Raw genomic sequence first — 25,436 nt, forward strand, 5'->3', positions numbered from 1 at the left:
TCCCTAGTTGTTTATTCAGGCGTGAGCCGCCCGATTGCGTCGTCACTTGCGTGACCGATTCGTGTTACATCTTATCAACGGCTGCATCACCGATGTTATCAACTCCGCGTTCAGCGAGCAGATTGGTTAACCAATCCGGGTCCATTTCAGGGACCGAAGACAGCAAAAGATCGGTGTAGGCGTGATGGGGTGGTTTGAACATTTCCGTCTTGGGCCCTTGTTCAACCACACGTCCGTCTTTCATCACCACCACCTCATCCGAGATGGCACGCACCGTCGCAAGATCATGGGTGATGAACATATAAGTAAGCGACAGCTCATCCTGCAAGCGCGCCAATAGTCGCAGAATTCCCTCTGCCACCAGTTGATCCAAGGCCGATGTGACCTCATCGCAGATGATAAATTTTGGCTCTGCCGCCAAGGCCCGCGCGATACCAATACGTTGCTTCTGCCCGCCGGACAGCTCGGACGGCAGGCGATTATAGTACTGTGACGGCTCCAGTTCGATTTGCTCCAACAGCGCATCGACTTTTTTGCGTCTCTCCGCACCCTTCAGCCCAAGATAGAATTCGACCGGGCGCGCAATGATCTGACCAATCGACATCCGTGGATTCAACGCGGTGTCAGCCATCTGATAGATCATCTGCACCTGACGCAGCTGATCTTTGCTGCGCCTGCGATAGTCAGGTGGCATCACTTCACCATCAACCAATACCTGCCCGGCCGTTGGAGGCAACAAACCTGTAATGCAGCGCGCCGTCGTCGATTTACCCGACCCACTTTCACCAACAACAGCGACAGTGCGACCTTCATGCATATCAAAGCTCACGTCATGCAAAACCGGGACCGTGCCATAGGCGGCATCCACGTTCTGCACGCTGACAACAGGAACCGAACCGGTCTGAACTGCTGGCTTTTGTGGGCGCTCAAAGCTGCGCACAGCCCAGAGAGATTTGGTGTATTCCTGCGTTGGCGCGGCAAGCATTGTGCGGGTATCGGCCGTTTCGACCTCATCACCCTTGAGCAGCACTTTGATCGTATCTGCCATCTGGGCAACCACGGCCAAATCATGCGTGATATAAATCGCTGCCGTATTGAACTGTTCGACAATATCACGGATCGAGGCAAGCACCTCGATCTGTGTGGTCACATCCAGCGCAGTTGTCGGTTCGTCAAAAATGATCAGGTCAGGGCGGCAAGACATCGCCATCGCGGTCATGCAGCGTTGTAGCTGCCCCCAGACACCTGATGCGGATAGCGAAAGCCAATCTCATCAGGGTTCGGCAGGCGCAGCTTTCGGTAGAGCTCCATCCCGTCCGTTTCGCTTTCGGCTTTATCCATCACACCATGCTGAACCGGGCCTTCAACATGCTGATCAAGCAGCTTGTGCGCAGGGTTAAAACTGGCAGCGGCTGATTGCGCGACATAGGCAATGCGCTTGCCCAGCAGGTCGCGTTTAACCGCAGCCGAGGCCGTCAGCAGATCAATGCCATCAAACTCAACACTGCCTTTGCTGATGCGCACACCATCACGCGTGTACCCCATCGCCGCCAGACCAAGTGTGGACTTACCAGCACCGGATTCGCCAATCAGACCCAGCACTTCACCCTTTTTCAACGTCAGGTCGATACCGTTGATGATCGGGTTCCATGTCTCATCACTCCGACCTTCCAGCCAGACATCGCGCATCTTGACCAGTATCTCTTCGCTCATTCTTTCAGCCCCGACGATTTGTGCAGCATCCAGTCAACCACAAAGTTCACGGCCACGGTCAGCAATGCTATCGCGCCAGCGGCCAACAACGGGGCCGTTGCAGCCATCGGTGCGAATTGCGCGAAGTTCACGAAACCGCCCAAGTCACGCACCATGGTCCCCCAATCAGCAAGTGGCGGCTGGATGCCGACACCCAAGAATGACAATGCCGCAATCGTCAGGAACACAAAGCAGAAACGCAGGCCAAATTCTGCCAGCAGTGGGGCCATAGCATTGGGTAAGATTTCCTTGAAGACCAGATAGCCCAGCCCTTCACCGCGCAGCTTTGCCGCTTCAATATAGTCCATGACCACAATGTTCTGCCCAACGGCACGGGCCAGACGGTAAACGCGGGTGCTGTCAATCACGGCAATGATCAGGACCATAAAGACCGTCAGCGGGATACCCAGTTCAGGTGCCCAAACACTCGCAATTGTCATCAAGAGCAGCGCAAAGATCAGGGACGGAATGGCCATCAGCACATCGACCGCACGTGACAAAAGCTGGTCCAGCCAACCACCCAAGGTCGCCGCCAGAAAACCAAATGTGCCGCCCAAAAGGAAAGCCAGAACGGTCGTTGCAAATGCAATACCGACGGTATTCTGCGCGCCATAGATCAAACGGCTGAGGATATCGCGGCCAATCTGGTCCGTCCCAAGCGGGAAGTCCGGGTTGCCGCCCAGCGCCGGATCGCCACCCGGAATAACGTTTGCCGCCACGCCGGGAATAATCTGCTCTTGCCCATAAGGCGCAATGGCACCAGCGAAAATCGCAAAGATTGCATAGATCAGGATCGTCAGAATTCCGAATGATGCGGTCAGCGGCATGGAGCGGAACAGTTTTTTGCTGCCCGCCGTGCCAACGGAACGCCCCAACAGGCGGAATACCCAGGCGGCAATGGCAAAGAGGATGAAGCCCTCAATCGCAATGCGCAGGAAGAAGAACTTGTTGGCAATGGCCTGATCATCGCTGCGCCCTTGCATATAGGCCCAGACCAACCACGCCAGAACGGCAACACCCAGAACGTATCCATAAGCCACACCATAGGGCATATCGCGAAACTTGGGCGCATTGCCCGTCGCCGCTTGCCCGGCAAACCGGAACCCCCAAGCAAGGGCCGCAATGCCCATGAGTGCTGCAACGAACCAGATCATTTCGGATGCCTCAGACGTGGGTTGGACAGGATCGACATGATATCAGCCGTCAGGTTGAGCAGGATAAAGGCCGTTGCAAAGATCAGGCAACACGCCTGAACAACCGGGATATCGCGGATCTTCACACTATCAACAAATAGCTGGCCAATGCCGGGATAGACGAACACCACCTCAACCACGACGACGCCGGTGATCAGGTAAGCCAGGTTCAGGGCAATCACATTGATGATCGGCGCCAGCGCATTCGGCAAGGCGTGCTTCACGATCACACGCATCGGCGACAACCCCTTCAGGCGCGCCATCTCAATATAGGGCGAGGCCAAAAGGTTGATAATCGCCGCACGTGTCATCCGCATCATATGCGCAGTAACAACCAAGGTCAGCGTCAACGCGGGCAGCATTGATTTCTCGACCCGTTCACTGAATGGCATGCCCTCAAAGATGTTCGATAGCGATGGGAAGATCGGGTTCAGAACGGCAAGAAACAGGATCAGGATGTAGGCCAGAAAAAACTCGGGGCTTGAGATCGAGGATAATGTAAAAATATTCGTCGCCCGATCAAAGATGGTATTGCGGTAAAGCGCTGCAAGAACACCCAAAAGGATTGAAAAGGGGACTGCGATGATCGCTGTGATCATTGCAAGGAACATCGTATTGGCAAAACGGGGTGCGATTTGCTGGGCAACAGTCGTGGCGCCTGACTCTGTTCCGGTAAAGCTGGCAAAGTTGGCTTGGGCAAAGCTGGTGCCTAAATCACCCTGCAAAACGCCGCCCAACCATTGGAAGTAGCGGGTCACAAGCGGTTGGTCGAGGCCGAGGTCTTCGCGGATCGATGCAACAGCCTCTGGGGTGGCGCCCTGACCGAGAATGGATTGCGCAAAATCACCTGGCAGAAGGTTCACCGCGACAAAAATCACGATCGACACAATCAACAATGTCAGGAGCCCAAGCGCCAGGCGCTGTAGAATAATCGTTAGGACATTGCCCAAAACTTATTTTTTTCCCTGTTATTTAACATGAAAGCTTAACGGCAATATTTCATCTGTAAACCCTAAAGCCCCAAGGAATGCCGCTGCGCGCCCATCATATCCATTGTGCGCACAAGTTCTGCACTGATGCCCGGTTCGGACAATGCATGCCCTGCGCGGCCAATATAAGTTAGCCGAGATTTCGGCCACATCTGCGATAACTTATGGGCCGATACAGGCGGGCAGATCATGTCGTATCGACCTTGCACAATGACACCGGGTACTTTCGCTATCTTAGCCATTTGATCCGGATGCAAGATCTGTTGCTCCTTAGTCAAGAAGCCGCCGTGATAAAAATAGTGGTTCTCTAGCCGCGCAAAGGCACGGGCATAGTCCGCCGGACTATCGCCTGTCACACCATCGCTATCAATGGATGCCAGCGCATTTTCCCAAGACGCCCAGGCGCGGGCATAGCGGACCTCAAGCGCACGATCACCCGAAAAGAGACGGCGATGGTAGGCAGCGATGAAATCGCCCTGCTCGTCCTGAGGGATCAGGCTTGCAAACCGCGCCCAAAGATCGGGCCAGAATTTTCCGGCACCGCCCCCATAAAACCAATCCAGTTCTGGCTGCGTCATTAGGAAAACACCGCGTAACGTCAAGGCGGCGGCACGCTCTGGGTGCGCTTGTGCATAAATCAACGCCAGTGTGGCGCCCCACGACCCACCAAAGACAATCCAGCGATCAATGCCCAATGTCTCGCGGATCAACTCAATATCGGCCACCAGATGCCAGGTCGTATTCGCCTCGACACTCGCGTGCGGACGCGAGCGACCACAACCCCGCTGATCAAAAAGGATGATGCGAAAAACATTTGGGTCAAAGTAACGACGCATTGCCGGGCTACACCCGCCACCCGGGCCACCATGCAGAACAACGACAGGCACCCCATCGGGGTTTCCGCATTGCTCCATATAGATGCGGTGACCGTCGCCCACCTCCAACATCCGCTGATCAAAAGGATCAATCGGCTGGTAAAGATGCGTGCCTGGGCGCTTTTGTCCTACGACTTTGTCCATAACCACTCTATATCGCGTGTTGAACGTACTGACCATGAGGCGGAGCGATGAAAATGTCGGCAACGAACACTGTAGATCCCGGTGAAATCGCAAAGTTCGAGGCGATGGCAGCGGAGTGGTGGGACCTGAAAGGCAAGTTCAAGCCGTTACACATGATGAACCCGGTGCGGCTGGACTACATCACAAGTCAGATCGCCGCAGAGTTTGGCCGCGATCTGAGCCAACCCGAACCTTTCAAAGGCCTACGCATCCTTGATATTGGTTGTGGTGGTGGTTTGCTATGCGAACCCATGGCGCGGCTTGGGGCGACCGTGGTTGGCGCCGACGCGGCTGAGCGAAACATCCCTGTTGCGAAGATTCATGCTGAGCAATCAGGTCTGGAGATTGACTACCGTCATACGACGGCCGAGGCGATGGCCGATGCTGGCGAGCAGTTTGATGCTGTGCTCAACATGGAAGTTGTCGAGCATGTGGCGGACCCCCAAGGCTATCTTGATGCCTGCCAAAAACTGATGAAACCCGGCGCGATCCACATCTGTTCCACCATCAATCGCAACCCAAAATCCTTTGCCATGGCGATTGTCGGTGCCGAGTACATCATGCGCTGGCTGCCCAAGGGCACCCACGAATGGAACAAGTTCATCACCCCCGATGAGCTGTTTGGTTTCATCGAAAAGGCTGGCATGACGCCGGTAGATCGCAAGGGTTTTGTCTTCAACTTTGCCAAGTTCACCTGGTCAATCTCAGACCGTGATCTATCAGTCAACTATGTGACCGCTGCGACAAAGCCGGTTGAATAAGCTCAATACTTGCGCCACGATCCATATTACGGCCCAGCGCGTGAAGCTTGGCTATTGTGAAAGCACTTTGATCAGCCTCTCAGGAGAACGTTGGCTATTTCATTTCTACGATTCAGACGGGCGTTACGTGCACCAGCTGTGCGATATAGACAGAGACGTTCAATCGTAAGCAAATGCGGGGCACAATTCAGAAAGATTGGTGTGGCACCGGTTTCTTTTAAAGTAGCCGCATCATCAGAGCCCGCATCACCGACCGATGTTATTCTCCGCAAAGAGCGCGATCAGATTACTGCCCTTATCAATCAAAGTTGGCCACCCGGGATCTTGGCATACGTTCAGGGCAGGCTGGCAGCCCCTATCTACTGGTTTCATCAAACTGGCAGCCACATTCGGCAGATCAGTGTGGACCTCTCGGATGGCAATGCCCCAAGCATGGCAGGCTACAAGTTCGCTACAACATCAGACGAGTTTGCATTGTTACCTGATCCCCACTTTTTCCGAGGATATGGATATAGCGCGACCGACAAATATGCTGCTGAGCATGCCCCGGATTGGGATAATCGCAGAGATGACATCGTTTGGCGCGGCGCATTAAATGGAACCGGATTATTTTCGCTTGATCCAAAAAACATTGACAATCAAGGGGTGACGCAAAGGTTGCGCATGGCATTAAAGTGCCAAACCATGGATGTCGATTTCAGGTTTGTTGTAGACAAAGGCAAAAGCCACCGCAAAGTCTTGCAAAAAAACGGCCTGACGGGAAACTACATTGGGCACCTTGAATGGGCAAACATGAAGTATGCGATTGATATTGACGGCTTCACCAATGCTTGGAGCAACTTCATGCAGCGCCTGAGGCTTGGCTGCTGCGTGCTCAAGGTTGACAGCCAGTTTGGCTTCTACCAGTGGTACTATCACAAGCTGGTTCCTTGGGAGCATTTCGTGCCTATCCGTGCTGACCTCTCTGATTTGCAAGACCAGATAGATTGGGTCAAAAGCAACCCAGCCAAAGCACGCCAGGTTGCCCAACACGGGCAGGCTTTTGCCAAGGGATTGACCTTTGAAAGCGAACGCCAATATGCCGTCGAAACCATCGAAGAGCGGGAAGCCCGCGGATGAGTTTTTGGCATGACAAGATCGTCATCGTAGCAGGCGGCGCAGGGTTCATCGGTCAGCACCTTGTTCAGGCGCTGTTAAATGCCCATGCCAGCGTTCATGTGATCGACAATCACTCGACCGGGCGCGCGTTGGAGGTTCAGCCACGCACACAACAGCAGCTGACCCAACAACACCATGATATCTGCACACCAACGATGATGCCAAAGGCAGATGTCGTCTATAATCTGGCAAGCCCCGCGTCACCTGTTCACTACCAAGGCGATCCAATTCAAACTTGGAAAACCAATGTTCTGGGCACTCTGAAAATGTTGGAACATGCGCTGGATTGCGGGGCGACGCTGGTACAAGCGTCCACAAGCGAGGTTTATGGTGATCCTCTCTCTCATCCGCAAAAGGAAACCGACTGGGGGAACGTGAACCCCATTGGTCCACGTGCATGTTACGATGAAAGCAAACGCGCGGCAGAGGCCCTTTTGATGGATGCAGTTCGCACCGCGTCCGCTGATGTGCGCATTGCCCGCATCTTTAATACTTATGGCCCGGGGATGACTGACAGCGACGGGCGCGCGATCCCCAATTTTGCCACTCAGGCAGAGCAAGGCACACCTTTGACCATCTATGGTGATGGCACGCAAACACGCAGCTTTTGCCATGTCAGTGATACTGTCGAAGGATTGATGCGGCTGGGTATGGTAGATGCCGCAAAGGGGCAGGTCATCAACATTGGCAACCCAACAGAAGTGACAATCCTGGAAATTGCGCAACAGATCAATGCGCTGTTCGGCAATAAAAGCGATATTGTCTTTGAAGACAGACCCGTTGATGATCCACAACGGCGCTGTCCCGACATTGGAAGGGCCGAAAGCCTGCTGGATTGGACACCACAGATGAAACTCCAAGATGGCCTAATCACGCTTCATCAGACCGGGCAGATACGTAAGTCAGCTTAAAATGAGCGATCTGGTGTCAATCGACCTGATTGAGCTTCAACCGCATCTCGCGCAGGACCGGCAGCACCGCCTTCGCTTTATCCTCACCCACCTTACTAACCACATCTGCGATCACAGGTGCAATTGCGGCAAGTGCCGCATCGCGCGCTGATTGCCCCGACGGGCTGATCGCGACCATCTTGCGGCGTGCATCATCCCAATCGGGGCGAATATGCACCCAACCGGCCCACTCTAGCTTATGCAGCGTATTGGTCATTGCCCCGCGGGTCAGGTGAAATGTCTTGGCCAATTGCGCAGGCGAGCGTTCGACACCGGCATGCGCCAGATGGTTCAATACCGAAAAATGCGACAGCTCCATACCCTTGGGCAGCACACGCGCCACATTGGCCCGCGCCAGTTGATCAACGGCAAGGATTTCGCTGAACAGCGATACAGCCAAGTTGTTAGCGGCTTCGGACATCAAGGGCCTTCAAAGGGGCGATCGTGGCTGAGTGCCGCAATCCGTTTGCGGCTTTGTGCCACTGACCGCAGGTCAAGATCAACCAATGCCATACCCGGTTCAGTACCCAAGTCGGCCAAAACTTCGCCCCAGGGCGAAATCGCCATGCTGTGCCCATATGTTTTGCGCGGTTTGCCCGACGCAGAGGCATGTGTGCCCGTCTGCGCTGCAGCCAGCACATAAGAACCCGTCTCAATCGCGCGAGCACGCAAGAGCGGTTCCCAATGCGCCGCACCAGTGACGGGCGAAAATGCAGCGGGTATCAACAGAATCTCAGCCCCCGCCTGTGCCAAGGCCCTGTAAAGATACGCAAAGCGTACATCATAGCAGACGCTCATCCCGATTTTGGCGAATGGCGTATCGGCAACTACGGCCTTTCCACCAGGACGGTAGCCTGCAGATTCGCGGTAAGTCTCAGTTTCTGAGACCGTCACATCGAACATGTGAATCTTGTCATAACGGGCGACAATCTGGCCTGCCGGATCGATGAGGAACGACCTATTGGCAAACCGGCCATCCGCATCATGGGTTTTCAATGCGATTGACCCGATTGACAGCCAGACGCCATGGCGCACCGCCTCTTCGCGCAGTTTCTTCAACGTGATGTCATCAGCTTCGTGCTGCAAAACAGCCGTCTGATCCGCACGGTCCTGCGAGATACAGTTGGTGACTTCCGGGGTCAGGATGAAGTCAGCACCCTTCTTGGCCGCCTCTGCGACCATGGCGATGGTCTGCGGCAGGTTTGCCACCGGGTCATCGCTGACGTTCAGTTGAAGCAGTGCAGCCTTCATGCCGCGAGCAGCGCGTCCAATTTGCCACCGCGTTCGAGTGCGAACAAATCATCACAGCCGCCCACATGCGTGCCATCGACAAAGATCTGCGGGACGGTGCTGCCGCCATTCGCGCGCTGGATCATCTCGGCCCGGCGTTCGGGTTGGGCGGAAATATTGACCTCGGCAAAACTGATACCTTTGGAGTTCAAAAGACGTTTGGCCATGTGGCAAAAGCCACAGGTCGGTTTGGTGTAAATCTCAACAGTTGCCATAATGGTCGTCCTTAGATCGGTTTCGCCCCTGATCTAGGCATCTTTCACCACTCTGGCCAGTGTAACAATCGACACGTTTGCGGCACCGGCTGCCTTAGCGGCCTCGCTACAGGCTGCCAATGTCGCGCCAGAGGTCATCACATCGTCAACCAGGATGACCTGCTTGCCAGCAATCTGATCCACCCGTTTGGGGTTGGGTATGATTGCGCCGGAAAGCTCTGAAAACCGCGCATCGCGACTATGACCTTCCAGCGCATTCGTCTTCTTGGAGCGCAGCAAAGCATCGACGCAGACGGGCAGGTTCATAACCTTTGCCAGTTCTTGCGCCAGCAAAGCAGATTGATTGTAACGTCGCCGTATCAGACGGACCCAATGTAGGGGTACGGGCACAATCACAGTGTCTAATAAAGGGTAATAGGCCAGTTTCTGTGCCATCCATCGCGCTGCTGTTGGCGCAAGGTCAGTGCGGTCTCCATGTTTGAGACCCAGGACCAAGCGTCTGCCCACACCGTTATACACCAGAACAGATCGTCCTTTGTCCCACGGGCGCGCGATCGTCATGCAGTCGTCGCATTGTACAATCTCGCCATGATCCTCGCCGGGCAGTGGCGTCCCGCAGGTGTCGCAAACCAGCCCGCCAATAAACTGCGTTTCTTTCCAACAGGACGCACATAGCCCAAAATCATCGTCTGTTTGCGCGTCGCACGCCACGCATTGCGGCGGATAAATTGCTCGAATGACGCTTTGCAACCGCATGAATGCACCCTAAATGACCCGCATGGATATGCCCCAAATCACCGACCGCGCAGCCCTGATGCGCAATCGCGCCCGTGCCATCCCCGAATCAATGTTCCTGCAAGAACACGCCGCCGATGAACTGCAAGAGAGACTGATTGAGGTTAACAGAACCTTTACATCAGTCGCGATCGTGACTGGTTTTCCCGATTTCTGGGCGACACGCTATCCTGATGCTACAATCGTGGCCGATGATCAGACCCTTGACCTGAAACCGCAGGCACATGACCTGATCCTGCATACGATGTGCCTGCATTGGGCGAATGATCCCGTGGGGCAGTTGGTACAAACCCGCCATGCCTTGAAGCCGGATGGGCTTTTGCTTTGCACGTTTCTTGGCGGTCAGACGCTACATGAACTGCGCGCGTCGCTTGCGGAAGCAGAAGCAGTCGTCGCGGGCGGTCTGTCACCAAGGATCGCACCCATGGGTGAAATTCGTGACCTTGGCGGTCTTTTGCAACGGGCCGGTTTCGCGTTACCGGTGGCCGACAGCACACCCTTGACGGCCAGCTATGCGAACGCATTCCACCTGATGCATGATCTGCGTAAAATGGGCGAGAACAACGCACTCGCCCAGCGTATCAAACATGCGACACGGCGCAATGTGCTGACCGAGGCTGCATGCATCTACGCAGAGAACTTTCGCAATGCCGAAGGCCGGGTTGATGCCACGTTTGAGGTCATCACATTGACAGGTTGGGCACCCGCCGACAGCCAACCGAAACCATTGCGACCCGGCAGCGCCAAAACGCGGCTTGCGGACGCATTGAATACCCAGGAAACACCGCTAGATAGGTCCAGTGAATGACGCAACGCATGTCCCATTTAACTTGGACCGAAATCGCGCTACCTAAGAGGCAATGAAAATGTTCGATGCACAAGCCAACGCCGAAGCGCGCCCAGCCACATGCCCCGTGCATGCGCAGCCCGATCACCCGGCGGTGAAACCGGCACGCGTCGGTATTCTTGTCGCCAATCTGGGCACCCCGGATGGCACTGACTACTGGTCGATGCGCCGCTACCTGAACGAATTCCTGTCTGACAAGCGCGTGGTGGATTACTCTGCCTGGATCTGGCAGCCGCTTTTGCAGTTGATCATCCTGACCAAGCGCCCGTTTTCTTCGGGTGCGGCTTACAAATCAATCTGGAACGAAGAAGACAATGAAAGCCCGCTTCTAACAATCACCAAAAAGCAGACAGCGGCGATCAAGGCGCAGATGGTCGAACGCTATGGCGACGATGTACGCGTCGATTTCTGCATGCGTTATGGTAATCCATCAACGAAATCCAAAGTGCGTGAGATGGTAGAGGACGGGTGTACTAAAATCCTGTTCTTTCCGCTGTACCCGCACTACGCCGGGGCGACCTCTGCGACAGCAAATGATCAGTTCTTCCGTGCACTTATGGAAGAAAAGTGGCAGCCTGTTGCGCGCATTGTAGAGCCTTACTTTGCTGAACCCGCCTATATCGAGGCGCTTGCGCAGTCCATTGAGCGCGCCTATGCGGAGGCAGAAACCAAACCGGAAAAGCTGGTTTGTTCTTATCACGGCGTGCCGGAACGCTATCTACGCGAAGGTGATCCGTATCACTGCCAATGCCAGAAAACGACGCGTTTGCTGAAAGAACGTCTGGGCTGGGATGACACCCAAATTGTCACAACGTTCCAGTCTCGTTTTGGTCCTGAAGAGTGGCTGAAGCCCTACACGGTCGAAGAGGTGGCGCGTCTGGCGGAAGAGGATGGTGTTAAGAACATCGCCGTTTGCGCTCCCGCATTCTCGGCCGACTGCATCGAGACGCTTGAAGAGATCAACGAAGAGATCAAGGAAAGCTTCGAAGAGGCTGGCGGCGAGCATTTTACCTATATCCCATGCCTCAACGACGACCCGTCGCATATTGATGCGCTATCGGGCGTGATCGAGAAAAACCTGAAGGGTTGGCTTGGCTAAACCCGCGACTGGGGTCATGCAATGAAAGTAACCCTGACCGAAAGTGGCGCTACGATTGATGCCCATGATCTTGGCCCGCTTCTGGGTCTGAACCCGGCAGACGTGCCTGCCAAAATGCGCGCTGGCGAAATCACCAGCCAATCAGAAGAGGGCGTCGCCGAGGATGCTGGGCAAATTCGATTGACTTTCTGGTATTCTGATCAACGTGTCCGGCTGATCTGTGATACGGACGGCAACGTCATCAAAACAACCCGGATAAAAGCCGCACGCTAGGCTGATTCTGTTTGGAAGGTCGGGTAACTTGGTTAACGTCTGATTAACAAGCACGGTTTTTAGGCAAAAATGATACTAACACTCGAGAAAGACTCTGTTTTCTGGAGCAAAAACATAACTTTTTTGCAGGGTTGCCGCAAAGGTAACATATTTCCATGACATCAAATATACTGTGAAAGTGTATTGTTTGGATCGCGTCGTGTTCCGGCGTGGCGAGTGGTGAAGATGACGGCAGTAACGCAAGCAAAGGAAGAGGCGGGCCAAGAACAGCGCAGTGAAGCGCTTCCAGATGGTACCGCGCTACTTGGTGACCAGTTTACAATTGACAGAGCGCTGAGCAACGGCGGCTTTGGCATTACGTATCTTGCAAAGGACAACTACCTTGATCGGAATGTTGTCATCAAGGAATGCTACCCGGAAGTGTTTTGTATGCGCGAGGGCAAGAACGTGCTTGTCCGTTCCGATCAACATGCCGCAAAATACCGCACAATTGTTGAGATGTTCATGCGCGAGGCGCGCAGCATCGCCAAGATGCGCCACCCCAATATCGTTGGCGTACACCGGATTTTCGAAGACAATGAAACCGCCTATATGGTTCTGGATCTGATCCATGGCCGCGACCTGCTGAGCATCATCAACGATAAAAACGACCCGCTACCCCCCGATCAGATCAAAGAAATCCTGATCAAGGTCTTGGACGCGGTGGACCTTGTCCATCAGAACGATCTGCTGCACCGGGATATTTCGCCTGACAACATCCTGCTCGACAAATGGGGTAGCCCGTTTCTGATCGACTTTGGCGCGGCCCGTGAAGAAGCCAGCCGCGAAACACGTGCTGTATCAGCCGTGCTAGTCGTCAAGGATGGCTACTCACCTCAGGAGTTCTACTTTGCTGGGGGTAAGCAGGGCCCGAGCAGTGATCTATATGCGCTTGGCGCCACATTCTATCACCTGATCAGCGGCGCTGCGCCGCCCAACAGTCAAACCCGCATGGCTGAATTTGCTTAAGCAATAACCCTGACCCATGTGAACCGCTATCAGGGCGCTTTCCAGAATATGATCAGGCTTTCCTAGAGGCCATTGATAAGGCGATGCAGATTCTGCCAAAGGCACGCCTGCAATCCGCAGCGGAATGGTTGAACATCATCAACAAAGAAGGAAAGCGGGTTCAGCAACTCAAGGTCTCGTCGAGATTCGACCTCGAAAAGACGTTGACGCGTCTGGTTTCAGAAACCAATGAGTACGTCCTAAATTCGCAACCGCGTGAACCTCAGAAGGCGCCACAGCAAGTCAAATCTGTTGATCCAGAAATTACCACCTCCCCCGGCTGGGTTGATGAGTTCAATCAGGAAACAACTGAAACGCTTGAAGAACAGCGCGCCATCAAAAAGGCCGTTGCCGAACTTGAAGCGAAGAAGGCCGAACGTCTGGCTGAACAGGAACGTGCCGCCTGGAAAAAGAAGAATTGGTGGCGTGTTGGGTTTCTCAAGAAGTCACCGCCCAGAAAACAATCTACCTGACCACTCAAACAAAAAGGGGCGCATCGTATGATGCGCCCCTTTTTGTTTTCGATCAGTCTCTTAGATCAAAAGAACCTGTGTGCCCACCTGGGTCAGCGCAAACAGTTCGGCGATCTGTTCGTTATAAAGGCCGATACAACCATTTGAGGAGCGGCGCCCGATCTTGCGCGTATCATGCGTGCCGTGAATACGGTAGTACTGCCAAGTCAGGTGCAGGGCATGCGTGCCTAGCGGGTTATCCGGGCCCGGACCTATGAAATCTGGCCACTCTGGGTTACGGATTTTCATTGAAGGCGTCGGTGCCCAGCTGGGTCCTTCGACTTTACGGGTGATTGATGTGCGCCCTGTTCGGGTCAGTTCCTCTGACAAGGGAACGCTGGTCGGGAACAGCTTGTAGACCGACTCGTCTTCGGACCAATAATGCAAGGCGCGCGATTGTATATCCACCAGAACAGCGCCCTTGTTCAGGTTGCTGAAGTAGGGTTGCCAATCCAGCGACCGAAAGCTTGCGACATTGCGCTGCACACTTGTGGAGATATCAGCCTCAACCTCGGTGCTGTCAGCGGTCTGTGCAACCGCACTTGTGCCAACCATAGCGGCGGATGCCGCCAGGAAACCACGCCGCGAGAGTGTCTTTGTCATATTGGTCCTCCTTAAAAGGATCAGATGTCTTTCAGAACTGACAGATAATGTGTCTGGCAAAGTGCTGCAATTCAAACAAATGTCATCCCTAAGCTTAGGCAAAGATGTGGGTTTGAAGTGTCACCTTATTCCCGCTAAAGAATGGCGATCAAAGCAAAGGCGAGTAGTGGAATGTTGCGACGCGAAGTAATCTTTGGGCTGGCGGCTAGCGGCCTGTCGGCCTGCGGGACAACCACGACCCGTCCGCTGGGGGCGGATGGTCTGCCGTTGCCATCGGCTTATGTGATCCGACCCGGCCAAGAGGCCGCAATCCAATTTCGCATGCTGGATAGCGTCAATGCCCTGCGCCAAACCTCCGGCGTTCAGGCTGTCGAACTTGATGCCCGCCTGAATGCCGCAGCTGCGACCCATGCACGGGATATGGCGGTGCAAAATCGCCCTTGGCTTTTCGGCTCTGACGGGTCCAGCCCGTTGGAGCGTGCGCGCCGCGTTGGTTATCCCGGGCGACTATTGGGTGAAAACATTTCCGAATCCTTTGAATCAGAGCTACAAACCCTCGCTGCATGGATGGCACAGGAAGACACGCGCGCTGTGATCCTTGACCCGAATGCACGTTTCATGGGTTTTGCCTGGTATCAGGAAGAATCAGCCAAGCTGTGGTGGACATTGAACATGGGCAGCGACCCAGCGGTCAGCCAACCCATCGCCGGGCTAGCATTCTAGGCATAGATGTAGATCAGCGTCCCTGTTTCCACCATCGCGTAGACTTCATCCATCTCATTGTTCGTGACGGCGATACACCCCCACGTCCAATCCGGGGTTCTTTCCCAGATAGGCGGGGTGCCGTGGATAAAGATGTCGCCGCCCGGATCAACACCTTTGGCGCGGGCATAGGCGACATCACTTGCATCAGGGTACGATATTCCCAACGACAGGTGGAACGAGCTGTTGGGATTGCGCCGGTCAATACGATAGCCACCCTCAGGCGTGCGTCCATCACCTTCTTGAACTTTGTGGCCCACAGGGGCAAAGCCCAGATCAATACTGTATGACCTCAAGAGGGTGCGGTGGTGCAAAAGCTGCATCTCGCGCCGTTCTTTCAAAACCTGAATACGTGTCACTTGTGGTCCGCTGTACGTCGGCGATTGCCTTGTGCAGCCAACCAACCCCAGTGCGGCTGTTCCTGCCATCATAGAACGTCGTGAAATCATAATCTCTGCCCATCGTTACGGTCTGCGCCGCTTTTGCCCTGCTTACACCAAACAACTTCATCACAAAAGAGAACCTGACGTAGAAGCCTTCATTTCCGCGTGAATGATGCAACAACCTCAACATGGGGGGACCAGCGGAACTGATCGACGACCTGCAACCATGGCATTGCAAAGCCTGCGTCAACCAATGTGCGTGCATCCCGTGCGAATGTCACAGGATTGCACGAGACCATTGCGATTGTGTTAATTTCAGACGCCGCAAGTGTCGCTATCTGCGCTTCGGCCCCTGCGCGAGGCGGATCAATGACCGCGGCATCAAAGTGACGCAACTCGTCAGCTTCCAACGGGCGGCGGAACAAATCGCGTGTCTCGGTGGTCACGCGCCGCAATTGACGGCCTTCACGCCATCCGCGATCCAGCGCATTTAGCATTGCCGCTTCCCCCTCAACCGCATGCACCGCGACTCGCTTTGCCAATGGTAACGAGAAGGTTCCGCACCCAGCGAAAAGGTCGACAATCCGAGATGCCGTTCGTGCGATCTCATTCACTGCGGCCACAAGCGTTGCTTCGCCGTGTTTGGTTGCCTGCAAGAATGCTCCGGGCGGTGGCACGACGCCGTTCCCACCAAAGTCTTGCTTCGGCGGGTTGATCATCACGACTGGCTCATCGTTCCAGACCAATCGTGACAGGCCATATTGGTTCGCCAAAGCGGCGAGTTCGACCCGCAATTGTGGTGTCAGATCTTTGTCGGTCTCAACCAGTACATCCGGGCCGAGGTCTGCTTCCGTCACCGTCAGATCAATCTCACCCTTGCGCGAGCAGGCCAACGCAGTCAGCGCCTCTAACGCGGGGAAACTGGCAATCAGGGCTGGCGTCAGCAATTGGCAGCCCGGCACCTGTACCAAAGTGTCTGAGGCACGCGTATGAAATCCAACCATCGCGCCCTTCTTGGTCCGCCTGCCGGACAGTTTAGCCCGCCTGCGGGACTGCGTGGGCGATGTGGCCATTTCGCGAAAATCAGTGTCTAACCCGCGCGCTTGGACAGCTTTTACGACGATATCCTGCTTCCAGTCTGCGACGAACGCATCCGTTGCATGCTGCATCGCGCAGCCGCCGCAGGATTTGAAATGGCGGCAGGGCGCCGCGACCCGATCAACCGACGGCGTCACAATTCGCACCGTCCCATCCTGTGCGACGTCCACCTCTTCGCCCGGTAAAACGCGCGGCAGCAAGGACTGCCCATCAGAGGCACGCCCCATCCCCAGATGGGTCAAACTTTCTATCGTCAGCATTTACTCCGCCGCATCTTTCACGTTGATGAACCCACCCGACTGCCGGTTCCAATAGCGCGCATATAGCCCGCCTTGGGCCAGCAACGCGTCATGGGTTCCTTCCTCGACAATGCGGCCTGCGTCAAGCACGACGATGCGGTCCATGCGTGCCAATGTAGACAGACGGTGCGCGATGGCGATGACGGTTTTTCCCTCCATAACAGACTCTAATGCAGCCTGAATCGAGGCTTCGACCTCTGAGTCCAGCGCGCTGGTTGCTTCATCCAGCACCAATATTGGAGCGTCCTTCAGGATAGCGCGCGCAATCGCGATCCGCTGGCGTTGCCCGCCAGAGAGCTTCACGCCCCGTTCACCGAGATGCGCATCATACCCACTGCGATCCTTATGATCCTTGAGGGTCTCAATAAACGCATGTGCCTCGGCTTGCCGGGCGGCATCTTCAATCTCGGTCTGCGTCGCATCGGGCTTGCCGTACTTGATGTTATCCCGGGCCGAGCGGTTAAACATCGCCGTTTCCTGCGTGACCATCGCAATCTGACGGCGCAAGCTTTCCTGCGTCACGTCACGCACATCGGTGCCGTCGATCTGCACTTTGCCGTCTTCTGTGTCGTAGAGACGCAAGAGCAGCGCGACCAAAGTCGACTTGCTTAGGCACCGGACGCCCCGACCAGACCCAGTTTTTCGCCCGGCTGCACGGAAAGGCTCACATCATTCAGCCCACCCGGACCACCGCCATAGCTGAAGGTCACCTGATCCAGCTGGATACTGCCATTGTCGGCCACCAGATCAGTCGCGTCGGGCGCGTCGGTCAGCGTATGCGCGGGGCTGAGCGTGTTCATCGCATCCTCAACCTCACCCACGTTCGCGTACATGCCCATCAGGGTGAAACTGACCCAACCTGTCATCTGCGACAGGCGCAGCGAAATCGCTCCCGCTGCGGCGATATCCCCGGCAGAGGCAGCACCGGTCGTCCAGAAATAGAGCGTCATGCCCACCAGGATCACCGGCAATAGCCCGCCCAGCGCCATCAGCCAGAACCGGAAGGACGCGGATAACCAACCATAGCGCACGGCAGTGCCCCAGTAATTCTCCATCGCGTCAATCGCGGCACGGTCTTCATGATCGTCATGGGCAAACAGCTTTACGGTCTTAATGTTCGTGATCGTATCGACCACCTGCCCCGTCACCATGGCGCGTTTTGCAGCCCGTGCTTTGGACCGTTCGCGGATACGTGGCATGAAAAACCGGATCAGCGCGATGTATGAAATCGCCCAAAGCGCCAGCAGACCGGCGGACCGCGCATCAATGGTAAACAGCAGGATGACCGACCCCACCAAGGACGCCAGCGCAAAGGCAACCGTATGGATCATATCGACGATCAGATCGGTCGTTGCGCGGGCCGCTTGCATCTGCTTCTGCGCGATGCGACCCGCGAAATCATCGTCAAAGAAAGTGACAGATTGGCCAAGTGAGTGGCGATGTAGCCGCGACAAGATCAAGTTGCCCAAAGATGGCCCAACGACCACAGCCTGCATCACGCCAGAAACGCCAAGGATGATGGGACGTAAAATGATGAAGAACGCGGTGACGCCCAGCAGGAGCAGCACGTTTTCGGTAAAGTACCCCTCGCCCGACGAACTCAGCGCAGCATCGATCACCCAGCCCAGCATCAGGGCCGTCGCGACCTCTAGCGTACCGGCCAAAGCAGACACCAAACCGGCCAAAAGCGTGACTGTTGTGCTGCCTTTCAAACACCACCGCAGGAACGCCATCAGCGTCTGCGGCGGGGGTCCTTCGGCAGGTTCAAAAGGGTCGATCCAACGTTCCGGGGTCATTCAGCTACCTTATCGCCCTGTCCCAGAAAACCCCCTGATTGGCGCGCCCAGAACCGTGCGTATTGTCCATTTGCCGCTAGCAGTGCATCGTGCGTGCCGTCCTCGACGATGCGCCCCTGATCCATCACGATGATCCGGTCCAACTGGGCAATCGTCGAAAGACGGTGGGCAATGGCGATGACAGTTTTCCCTTCCATCATGCCATAGAGCGTCTGCTGAATTGCGGCCTCGACCTCACTATCTAGGGCGCTGGTCGCCTCGTCCAAGAGCAGGATTGGGGCATCTTTCAGGATCACACGCGCAAGGCTGATCCGCTGACGCTGACCGCCAGACAGTTTGACACCGCGTTCACCAACGCGGGCATCATAGCCGGTGTTGCCTTCGTTATCCTCCAGACCAAGAATGAACTCATGCGCCTCGGCCTTGCGGGCCGCAGCGATCATCTGATCTTCTGTGGCAGCCGGATTGCCATAAAGAATGTTCTCGCGCACGGATCGATGCAACAGCGCACTGTCCTGCTGCACCATACCGATGGCGCTGCGCAGGCTATCCTGCGTCGCGAACTTGATGTCTTGTCCGTCGATCAGGATTTGTCCCTGTTCCACGTCATAAAACCGCAACAGCAGCTTCACGAGGGTCGATTTGCCCGCACCCGACTGCCCGACAAGCCCCACTTTCTCGCCCGGTGTAATCGTCAGGTCGATCCGATCCAAACCACCGGTTTGCTTGCCATAGTGGTGTGATAGAGACTGTATTTGGACTTTTCCGCTGGCAATCTGCAATGGCTTTGCCGCTGGCTGATCAACCAAAGTGACGGGCTGCGCGATGGTTTGCATACCCTCTTTCACGACACCTAGCTCGCGAAAGAAATCGGTCATCGCCCACATGATCCAACCGGACATGGCGTTCAAACGCAGCGCAAGCGACGTCGCCACCGCAACCACCCCAACAGAGGCCGCACCTTGCATCCATAGCCAGATTGACCAGCCGACAACGCCGACCACAAGGATACCGTTCAGCAGCATCAGCCCTGCATCCATGATCGTGTAAAGGCGCATCTCGATCTGGAAGGTGCGGCGCGCTTCTTCGATCGCATCCTTGGCATAGTCGATTTCACGGTCATGATGCGCGAACATCTTGACCGCATGGATGTTAGTGTAGCTGTCCACAACGCGGCCCGTCACCGCGCTGCGTGCGTTGGAGGCCGCTTCCGATGCTTAAGCGTGATACGGGTGATCACCCACCGCAGCAGGAAGATGTAAGGAACGAGCCATAACATTAGCGGCACAAGCAACCGCACATCTGCCTGCCCCAGCAGAACGGCGGCGGCAACAACGTAAGCAACCGCGAAGGTCAGCGCATCAAAAAGCTGAAACACGACCGCACCGGCAGTAAGCGGCGTTTGCATGATCCGATTGGCGATCCGGCCAGCAAAGTCATCCTCGAACCAACCAACGGACTGGCGCAGCACATGGCGGTGCGCCCGCCACCGCACCAATGTGCCAAAGTTCGGCAGGATCGTGTTGTTCAGCAACATGATCTGCAGCATGTGCACGGCTGGCCGTATGGTCAGGATCAGGATCGCAACTAGAATGAACTCTGCCCCGCTGGCCGCCCAAACCTCTGCCGGTGAGCCACCGGAGAGGATATCAATCAGACGGCCCAGATACCCCAACAGCCAGATTTCAACGATGGCGATAACAACGGACGTGATGCCCGTGATCCAGAACACACGTTTAAACGGCTCTGCGTATTCACGCAGAAACGGATAGAGCCGCTTGGGCGGCGTGTCGGTCTCTTTGTATGGCACATAGGGATCGACAAGACCTTCGAAGAATCGAAACATTGGCTTGCCTCTTGGGGTTATGGCTCAGCTATAGCAAAGGTTCGGTCAGAGAAAAAGCAGGACCGAAAAACCGACCAGTGCCAGCGCCATGATGCGCATGAAAATGCGCCAGGCGGCGGCGTTGGTCAGCAGGTAGGACAACAGGCTACCCGCCACAGCCCAGAAGGTGCAAACACCAAGGTTGACGGTTGAGAAGGTGCTGGCAAGTGCCAGCGCCTGCTGCACTGGCGCAAGGGTCGCGACATATGCGGTGGCGCTCAGGGCAACCGCCCAAACCTTGGGATTCACCCATTGGAACAGGACCGCCTCAATAAAAGTAAACGGCTTGTCCGTTTCAGTTGTCTTGGCCGGATCGGCACGCCACAGATTGTTAGCCATCCAAAGAATCCAAAGACTTGCGACAATCGTCAGCACAAGGCGTAGTGCAGGTTGCGCCTCGATCAGCACACCAATGCCAATCCCCGTGACAGCCGCGATCACACCAACACCTAGTGCGACGCCAATGATGTGCGGCACAGTGTTTTGAAACCCAAACCGCGCACCGGAGGCGGTGATCAGGATCACGTTTGGTCCGGGTGAGAAAAGCCCAAAGAACACAAAGCCAATGAGGGGCAGGAATTCAGTCAAGCAGTTCGGCTTTCGTTAACGTGAAGCCCGAGTTTATCCACCGCGCCTCGGCCTCTTTCAAGGCTTTGCCGAGCGCGGGACCACTAAGGTCTGGCATCAGGTCGGCGGCTTTGAGAGGGAATACCTGTTGGGCTGCATCGACGACGAGCTTCAACGCAGCGTGATCGACGGATTGGCCAAGCGACGCTGACTGAATCAGCAGCGCATCGCGCCCCATGTTCGCACCGTCCCTGTAACTTGCTTCAACAGGCGAAACTCCCGACCTCAAAGTGTCTAACCTGCGCATTTGCACGTTGGAGAGCCGTAGCGCATCATGGGGTGCCCCACCGATTACTGCCAGCCTGCGTAAAGGGTCCGGTGGCACCGCGAGCGATTGCTCCAGGTGGACAAGAACGGCAAGGTTGCCGGGTTCCGCCCCAGGCAGAACCCGCGCCAAAGCACCAGTTGAGGCCATTGACGCCAAAGCGGGCGCGGGATCAGGGGCGGCAAGCAGTTTGAGCATCTCAGCCGTCACGCGTTCAATCGAAAGAGATAGCAGTCCTTCGATGTTCTCGGCACAGGCGGCCAGCCCATCGGTGTCCGGGCCTTCGCTGACGTCGCCATACCACGCATAGAACCGAAAAAACCTCAGGATACGCAGATAGTCTTCCTTGATCCGACGATCCGGGTCTTCGATGAACCGAATGCGCTTGGCCTGCAGGTCGGGCAATCCACCAAGGGGATCAGCGATTTCCCCATTGGGGGCGGCATAAAGCGCGTTCATCGTAAAATCACGGCGGCGTGCGTCGTCGGTGATGTTGTCAGAGAACGCAACCGTGGCGCGCCTACCGTCAGTGGCGACATCGCGGCGAAAGGTTGTGATCTCAAAGGGGGTGCCATCAATGATGAGGGTCACTGTGCCGTGGTCGATACCCGTTGGAATCGCGTGAACGTTAGCCGCAATGGCCAAATTCATGACTGTCCGCGGTTCCGCGTCGGTGGACAGGTCAAGATCGGCAACCGGTTCACCCAATAGTTCGTTGCGCACACATCCGCCAACAAACCAAGCCTGATGGCCAGCATCCGTCAATAGCGTGCACATTGCTTGCGAGGCATCATCTTGCAACCAAGGCGCAGAAATCCGGGTCATACCATCCGCTCTGCAAAGGCGCGCAACATGCGGGCAGTGGCGCCCCAGATGTAGTATGGACCGAAGGGAACAGTGTAGTAGAGCCTGCGGCGGCCTTGCCAGCGACGGCCCTCAATCAGGTAGTTTGTGCTGTTCAACAGATGCGCAAGCGGGACTTCGAACACTTCACTGACCTCGCCTGCCTCTGGCACCGGTTCATATTGACCTTCAACCAACGCAAGCACCGGTGTGACCTGATAACCCGTTACAGTCTGGTGGGGCGGCAAATGCCCAAGGACATCAACGATTGTGGATGGCAAGCCAATCTCTTCACGCGCCTCCCGCAACGCAGCATCAGATAGCGTCGCGTCCGTCGGGTCTTGCTTGCCGCCGGGAAAGGCAATTTGGCCGGGGTGATGTTTGAGCCGCGCGGAGCGCTTTGTCAGAATAACAGTCTCTGTTTCAGCCCGAATGCCAATCAGGACAGCGGCTGAGGTCAACTCGCGCTCGGGTACTTTCACGTCAGCGTTCAGATCAAAATCCGAAGACGCGCCGCCCGGTTGGGTCAGCGCGTCTTGCAATTTTTGGCGTAGGTCAGGCACTGGCATCCTTGGCCTCAAACCCCAGCGTTTCGGGGTCAAAGGTGTAATGCGATCCGCAGAACTGGCAGTCAGCTGTGACGGTACCTTCTGGCGTAGTCATCGTTGCAATGTCCTTGGCCGAATAGATCGACAGGCTCTGACGGACCTTATCGTCAGAACAGCTACAACCAAATTTGATGGGCTGGGCATCGTATACGCGCGGTTGCTCTTCATGGAACAAACGAACCAACAATTCTGTCGGCGACACAGTTGGGCCGATCAGCTCAATCTCATCGACAGTATCCAACAGCGCATTGGCACGATTCCAGTTCTCACTTTCATCTGCATCCAGAATATCCGTCGCATCCAACAAACCATCTTCACCAGACCCACCTTCGCCGGTCACATGCGGCGATGCCTTGGGCATGTGCTGCAAGATCACACCTCCGGCGCGCCAATGGGTGGCTTCACCGGGCAACTGCGACTGGCCATAGGTCAGTTGGAAGCGGGTTGGGATTTGCTCGGATTGGGCAAAATAAGTCTCTGCACAGGCAGAAAGCGACCCACCGGCGATTGGCGTAATGCCCTGATAAGGAGTCATATCCTCACCTTGGTCGATCAGAATGGCAAAATAACCGTTTCCGATCTGGCTGAACGGATTGGCCGACTGATCCAGCGTTTCCGCATCATAAGAGGCATAGGCGCGGATGCGCGCAGGCTCACCATCATCGGTGGGCCCATAGTAATCCGTCGCGATCAAACGGGCGGGGCCGGAACCACGCACTTGCAAAGACAGCTTCCACCGCAGTTTCATGGTTTGACCAATCAACGCGGTCAGCAAAGCCATCTCGGCCACCAGACCTTCGATCATGGGGGGATAGTTGTGCTGTTTGAGAACCTGTTCCAACACGCCATCCAGACGCGCCACCCGGCCACGGATGTCGGAGGCGTCAAGTTGAAACGGCAGGACGGTATCGTCCCAGGCGATTTGGGTGCCTGTGGTCATAGTCTTTCCTAACAAGTCTAGGGGTGGCATACCGCGCCTATATAGGTGGGGCAAGGCAGCGTCCAAGGGGGTAGCTATGATCAGACGGTATGGCGAGGTGCCGCAAAACGGGCAGCGGTATAAGCACCGGGCGGGCGTTTATGCGATTTTGCCGCTGGCCGGAAAACTGCTGCTGACCTATCAGGGCGACCCGCATTTCGAAATCCAACTCCCCGGTGGCGGGATTGATCCCGGGGAACATCCGCTGAACGCGCTGCATCGCGAAGTGTTTGAGGAAACCGGATGGCGGATCGCGGCGCCACGCAAGCTCGGCACTTTTCGGCGGTTTACGTTTATGCCGGAATATGACCTTTGGGCTGAAAAGCTGTGCCATATCTATTTAGCGCGACCGGTGAGGCCACATGGGCCACCGACGGAACCAGGTCATTTGGCGTTGTGGCTGGAGCCGCAGGATGCGGTGATGAAGTTGTACAATCAGGGAGACGCCGATTTCGTGCAGCGCACTTACCTGACTGGCGCTGCGGTTTAGTCAAAAGCGCTCGACATCTCGCTTTGCTGATCAACGAGCGCGCGATCATACATCGCGGCGAGTGTTGTCACCTTGAGCACTGCAAAGGCCCAAATGAGCAGTGTTGTCAACGCAGGTTCAACAAAGAGACGGCGCTCAAGATATACCGCGACAAAAATCAGTATGAACCAGTAGGCTAGGTAGTAGACAACAGACCATAGAATTGCATGATATTTGTAAACGCGCGAAGCCCGCCATGCCGCCCGCCATGTCATGGGTTGCCCCACCACATAGGCTGGTAGCACAAGTGCAAAGCGTAGCCACAACCAACCACAAAAAGTGGATGCCAGAAGGGTGATAAGGAGTGGGAGATACAACATCTGTGTGTTGTTTAGGGGTTGGCTCTCGATGATCATAACACTGGCTGTGATCACGATGGTCCAAAGGACAATAACCACAAAACCCAATCCCAGAACACGCGCAATATAGCCGCCAACCATTTTCATATAGGTCGCAAAACCTATCGGCGCGGCCTCTTGCAACAAGTAGAGCCGTAGAAAGCGCGTCGCAAAAAGAGACATGACGATTGCCTGCAAGAAAAACTGCGGCACCCCCGTGGTGTAGAACTCAGCAAATACAAAACCCGGGTATCCGCGCAGCGATTTGACGACCACAATAGCCGCAAGTGTCAGCAAAACCGATGGTATGGAGCTGATCAAAATCAGCTTGGCGTTTGATCGGATAATCCCCAATGCCGCAAAAGCTATAAATCGTGTCACGCGCCGTCCTTTAAAGTCACCTGCTCGGACTGAACCCAAAACGCCAGCCCGTCAATGATGGCGACTTGTAGCGCAGTCAGAAAAACGCTATCGCGCCAATC

General features: G+C 55.6%; 25 protein-coding genes and 3 pseudogenes. 10 read left to right on the plus strand and 18 right to left on the minus strand.

All coding sequences use genetic code 11. From position 1 onward, the window contains the following. Positions 1–64 precede the first annotated feature (64 nt). The 4 genes and pseudogenes from QTO30_RS14000 to pip all read right to left on the minus strand — a co-directional run bounded on the left by QTO30_RS14000 (position 65) and on the right by pip (position 4,953). Positions 65–1,713 (minus strand): annotated as a pseudogene (locus tag QTO30_RS14000) (ABC transporter ATP-binding protein). After that, positions 1,710–2,906: an ABC transporter permease gene (locus QTO30_RS14005; RefSeq protein ID WP_340424714.1), complete on the minus strand. Its 1,197-nt coding sequence runs from the start codon at positions 2,904–2,906 to the stop codon at positions 1,710–1,712. The pseudogene QTO30_RS14000 and the gene QTO30_RS14005 overlap by 4 nt, the downstream one beginning before the upstream one ends. Continuing rightward, complete coding sequence (locus QTO30_RS14010; protein WP_340424715.1) at positions 2,903–3,895, minus strand: ABC transporter permease; 993 nt, start codon at positions 3,893–3,895, stop codon at positions 2,903–2,905. Before QTO30_RS14010 ends, QTO30_RS14005 begins: the two co-directional genes overlap by 4 nt. A gap of 62 nt (positions 3,896–3,957) precedes the next feature. Next, complete coding sequence (gene pip / locus QTO30_RS14015) at positions 3,958–4,953, minus strand: prolyl aminopeptidase (RefSeq protein ID WP_340424716.1); 996 nt, start codon at positions 4,951–4,953, stop codon at positions 3,958–3,960. A 47-nt stretch (positions 4,954–5,000) separates the two neighbouring features. On the opposite strand from pip, the gene ubiG reads away from it, so the two are divergent. The 3 genes from ubiG (at position 5,001) to QTO30_RS14030 (ending at position 7,822) form a co-directional block, all read left to right on the plus strand. Continuing rightward, positions 5,001–5,753 carry a bifunctional 2-polyprenyl-6-hydroxyphenol methylase/3-demethylubiquinol 3-O-methyltransferase UbiG gene (gene ubiG, locus QTO30_RS14020; protein ID WP_340424717.1) on the plus strand — a complete coding sequence of 251 codons (753 nt, stop codon included), beginning with the start codon at positions 5,001–5,003 and terminating at the stop codon, positions 5,751–5,753. Between the two features lie 432 nt (positions 5,754–6,185). Then, positions 6,186–6,872 carry a glycosyl transferase family 90 gene (locus QTO30_RS14025; RefSeq protein ID WP_340424718.1) on the plus strand — a complete coding sequence of 229 codons (687 nt, stop codon included), beginning with the start codon at positions 6,186–6,188 and terminating at the stop codon, positions 6,870–6,872. Next, on the plus strand, positions 6,869–7,822 hold the full coding sequence (locus QTO30_RS14030; RefSeq protein WP_340424719.1) for an NAD-dependent epimerase/dehydratase family protein: 954 nt from the start codon (positions 6,869–6,871) through the stop codon (positions 7,820–7,822). Before QTO30_RS14025 ends, QTO30_RS14030 begins: the two co-directional genes overlap by 4 nt. A gap of 16 nt (positions 7,823–7,838) precedes the next feature. Here QTO30_RS14030 and QTO30_RS14035 read toward each other — a convergent pair whose 3' ends face one another. Genes QTO30_RS14035 through QTO30_RS14050 form a run of 4 tightly spaced genes read right to left on the minus strand, consistent with a single transcriptional unit; the run spans position 7,839 to position 10,122 of the window. Next, complete coding sequence (locus QTO30_RS14035; RefSeq protein WP_340424720.1) at positions 7,839–8,282, minus strand: MarR family winged helix-turn-helix transcriptional regulator; 444 nt, start codon at positions 8,280–8,282, stop codon at positions 7,839–7,841. Continuing rightward, positions 8,282–9,112 carry a carbon-nitrogen hydrolase family protein gene (locus QTO30_RS14040; protein ID WP_340424721.1) on the minus strand — a complete coding sequence of 277 codons (831 nt, stop codon included), beginning with the start codon at positions 9,110–9,112 and terminating at the stop codon, positions 8,282–8,284. Before QTO30_RS14040 ends, QTO30_RS14035 begins: the two co-directional genes overlap by 1 nt. After that, positions 9,109–9,366 carry a glutaredoxin 3 gene (gene grxC, locus QTO30_RS14045; protein WP_100368181.1) on the minus strand — a complete coding sequence of 86 codons (258 nt, stop codon included), beginning with the start codon at positions 9,364–9,366 and terminating at the stop codon, positions 9,109–9,111. The genes QTO30_RS14040 and grxC overlap by 4 nt, the downstream gene beginning before the upstream one ends. A gap of 33 nt (positions 9,367–9,399) precedes the next feature. Further along, entirely contained in the window at positions 9,400–10,122 is a 723-nt protein-coding gene (locus QTO30_RS14050; protein WP_340424723.1) for a ComF family protein, read from the minus strand. A 22-nt stretch (positions 10,123–10,144) separates the two neighbouring features. On the opposite strand from QTO30_RS14050, the gene QTO30_RS14055 reads away from it, so the two are divergent. The 5 genes from QTO30_RS14055 to QTO30_RS14075 all read left to right on the plus strand — a co-directional run bounded on the left by QTO30_RS14055 (position 10,145) and on the right by QTO30_RS14075 (position 13,900). Further along, positions 10,145–10,969: a methyltransferase domain-containing protein gene (locus QTO30_RS14055; RefSeq protein ID WP_340424724.1), complete on the plus strand. Its 825-nt coding sequence runs from the start codon at positions 10,145–10,147 to the stop codon at positions 10,967–10,969. Between the two features lie 58 nt (positions 10,970–11,027). Further along, positions 11,028–12,107: a ferrochelatase gene (gene hemH / locus QTO30_RS14060; RefSeq protein WP_445327155.1), complete on the plus strand. Its 1,080-nt coding sequence runs from the start codon at positions 11,028–11,030 to the stop codon at positions 12,105–12,107. A 21-nt stretch (positions 12,108–12,128) separates the two neighbouring features. Then, positions 12,129–12,380: a DUF6522 family protein gene (locus tag QTO30_RS14065; protein WP_340424727.1), complete on the plus strand. Its 252-nt coding sequence runs from the start codon at positions 12,129–12,131 to the stop codon at positions 12,378–12,380. Positions 12,381–12,605: 225 nt separating this feature from the next. After that, the gene (locus QTO30_RS14070) at positions 12,606–13,388 is read left to right on the plus strand and encodes a serine/threonine protein kinase (protein WP_340424728.1); all 783 of its coding nucleotides are present in this window, start codon (positions 12,606–12,608) and stop codon (positions 13,386–13,388) included. An 83-nt stretch (positions 13,389–13,471) separates the two neighbouring features. Further along, complete coding sequence (locus QTO30_RS14075; protein ID WP_340424729.1) at positions 13,472–13,900, plus strand: hypothetical protein; 429 nt, start codon at positions 13,472–13,474, stop codon at positions 13,898–13,900. Between the two features lie 60 nt (positions 13,901–13,960). Here QTO30_RS14075 and QTO30_RS14080 read toward each other — a convergent pair whose 3' ends face one another. Then, positions 13,961–14,542 (minus strand): L,D-transpeptidase, encoded by a 582-nt coding sequence (locus tag QTO30_RS14080; RefSeq protein ID WP_340424730.1) that lies wholly within the window; start codon positions 14,540–14,542, stop codon positions 13,961–13,963. Positions 14,543–14,713: 171 nt separating this feature from the next. Here QTO30_RS14080 and QTO30_RS14085 point away from each other — a divergent pair, with 171 nt between their 5' ends. After that, positions 14,714–15,265 (plus strand): CAP domain-containing protein, encoded by a 552-nt coding sequence (locus QTO30_RS14085; RefSeq protein ID WP_340424731.1) that lies wholly within the window; start codon positions 14,714–14,716, stop codon positions 15,263–15,265. Here QTO30_RS14085 and QTO30_RS14090 read toward each other — a convergent pair. From QTO30_RS14090 to hslO, 8 genes and pseudogenes are all read right to left on the minus strand, one after another. Further along, positions 15,262–15,735, minus strand: a complete 474-nt coding sequence (locus QTO30_RS14090) for a L,D-transpeptidase family protein (protein WP_340424732.1) — start codon at positions 15,733–15,735, stop codon at positions 15,262–15,264. The genes QTO30_RS14085 and QTO30_RS14090 overlap by 4 nt on opposite strands. Positions 15,736–15,842: 107 nt before the next feature. After that, positions 15,843–17,045 carry a class I SAM-dependent RNA methyltransferase gene (locus QTO30_RS14095; RefSeq protein ID WP_340424734.1) on the minus strand — a complete coding sequence of 401 codons (1,203 nt, stop codon included), beginning with the start codon at positions 17,043–17,045 and terminating at the stop codon, positions 15,843–15,845. Continuing rightward, a pseudogene (locus QTO30_RS14100) lies at positions 17,046–18,880 on the minus strand (ABC transporter ATP-binding protein). It lies immediately after the preceding gene. After that, positions 18,877–20,726, minus strand: a pseudogene (locus tag QTO30_RS14105) (ABC transporter ATP-binding protein). The pseudogenes QTO30_RS14100 and QTO30_RS14105 overlap by 4 nt, the downstream one beginning before the upstream one ends. A 45-nt stretch (positions 20,727–20,771) precedes the next feature. Next, the gene (locus QTO30_RS14110; RefSeq protein ID WP_340424735.1) at positions 20,772–21,353 is read right to left on the minus strand and encodes a LysE family translocator; all 582 of its coding nucleotides are present in this window, start codon (positions 21,351–21,353) and stop codon (positions 20,772–20,774) included. Beyond that, a complete protein-coding gene (locus QTO30_RS14115; protein WP_340424736.1) occupies positions 21,346–22,482 on the minus strand; it encodes a CCA tRNA nucleotidyltransferase in 1,137 nt (378 codons plus the stop codon). Before QTO30_RS14115 ends, QTO30_RS14110 begins: the two co-directional genes overlap by 8 nt. After that, a complete protein-coding gene (locus tag QTO30_RS14120; RefSeq protein ID WP_340424737.1) occupies positions 22,479–23,063 on the minus strand; it encodes a CoA pyrophosphatase in 585 nt (194 codons plus the stop codon). Before QTO30_RS14120 ends, QTO30_RS14115 begins: the two co-directional genes overlap by 4 nt. Then, complete coding sequence (hslO, locus tag QTO30_RS14125; RefSeq protein WP_340424738.1) at positions 23,056–24,048, minus strand: Hsp33 family molecular chaperone HslO; 993 nt, start codon at positions 24,046–24,048, stop codon at positions 23,056–23,058. Before hslO ends, QTO30_RS14120 begins: the two co-directional genes overlap by 8 nt. 76 nt (positions 24,049–24,124) lie before the next feature. Between hslO and QTO30_RS14130 the strand changes: the two genes are divergently transcribed. Further along, positions 24,125–24,577 (plus strand): NUDIX hydrolase, encoded by a 453-nt coding sequence (locus QTO30_RS14130; RefSeq protein WP_340424739.1) that lies wholly within the window; start codon positions 24,125–24,127, stop codon positions 24,575–24,577. Here QTO30_RS14130 and QTO30_RS14135 read toward each other — a convergent pair. Next, positions 24,574–25,335: a hypothetical protein gene (locus QTO30_RS14135; RefSeq protein ID WP_340424740.1), complete on the minus strand. Its 762-nt coding sequence runs from the start codon at positions 25,333–25,335 to the stop codon at positions 24,574–24,576. The two genes, QTO30_RS14130 and QTO30_RS14135, sit on opposite strands and share 4 nt — an antisense overlap. Between the last annotated feature and the right edge of the window lie 101 nt (positions 25,336–25,436).

The organism is Yoonia sp. GPGPB17 (genome assembly GCF_037892195.1).
Taxonomy (GTDB): Bacteria; Pseudomonadota; Alphaproteobacteria; order Rhodobacterales; family Rhodobacteraceae; genus Yoonia.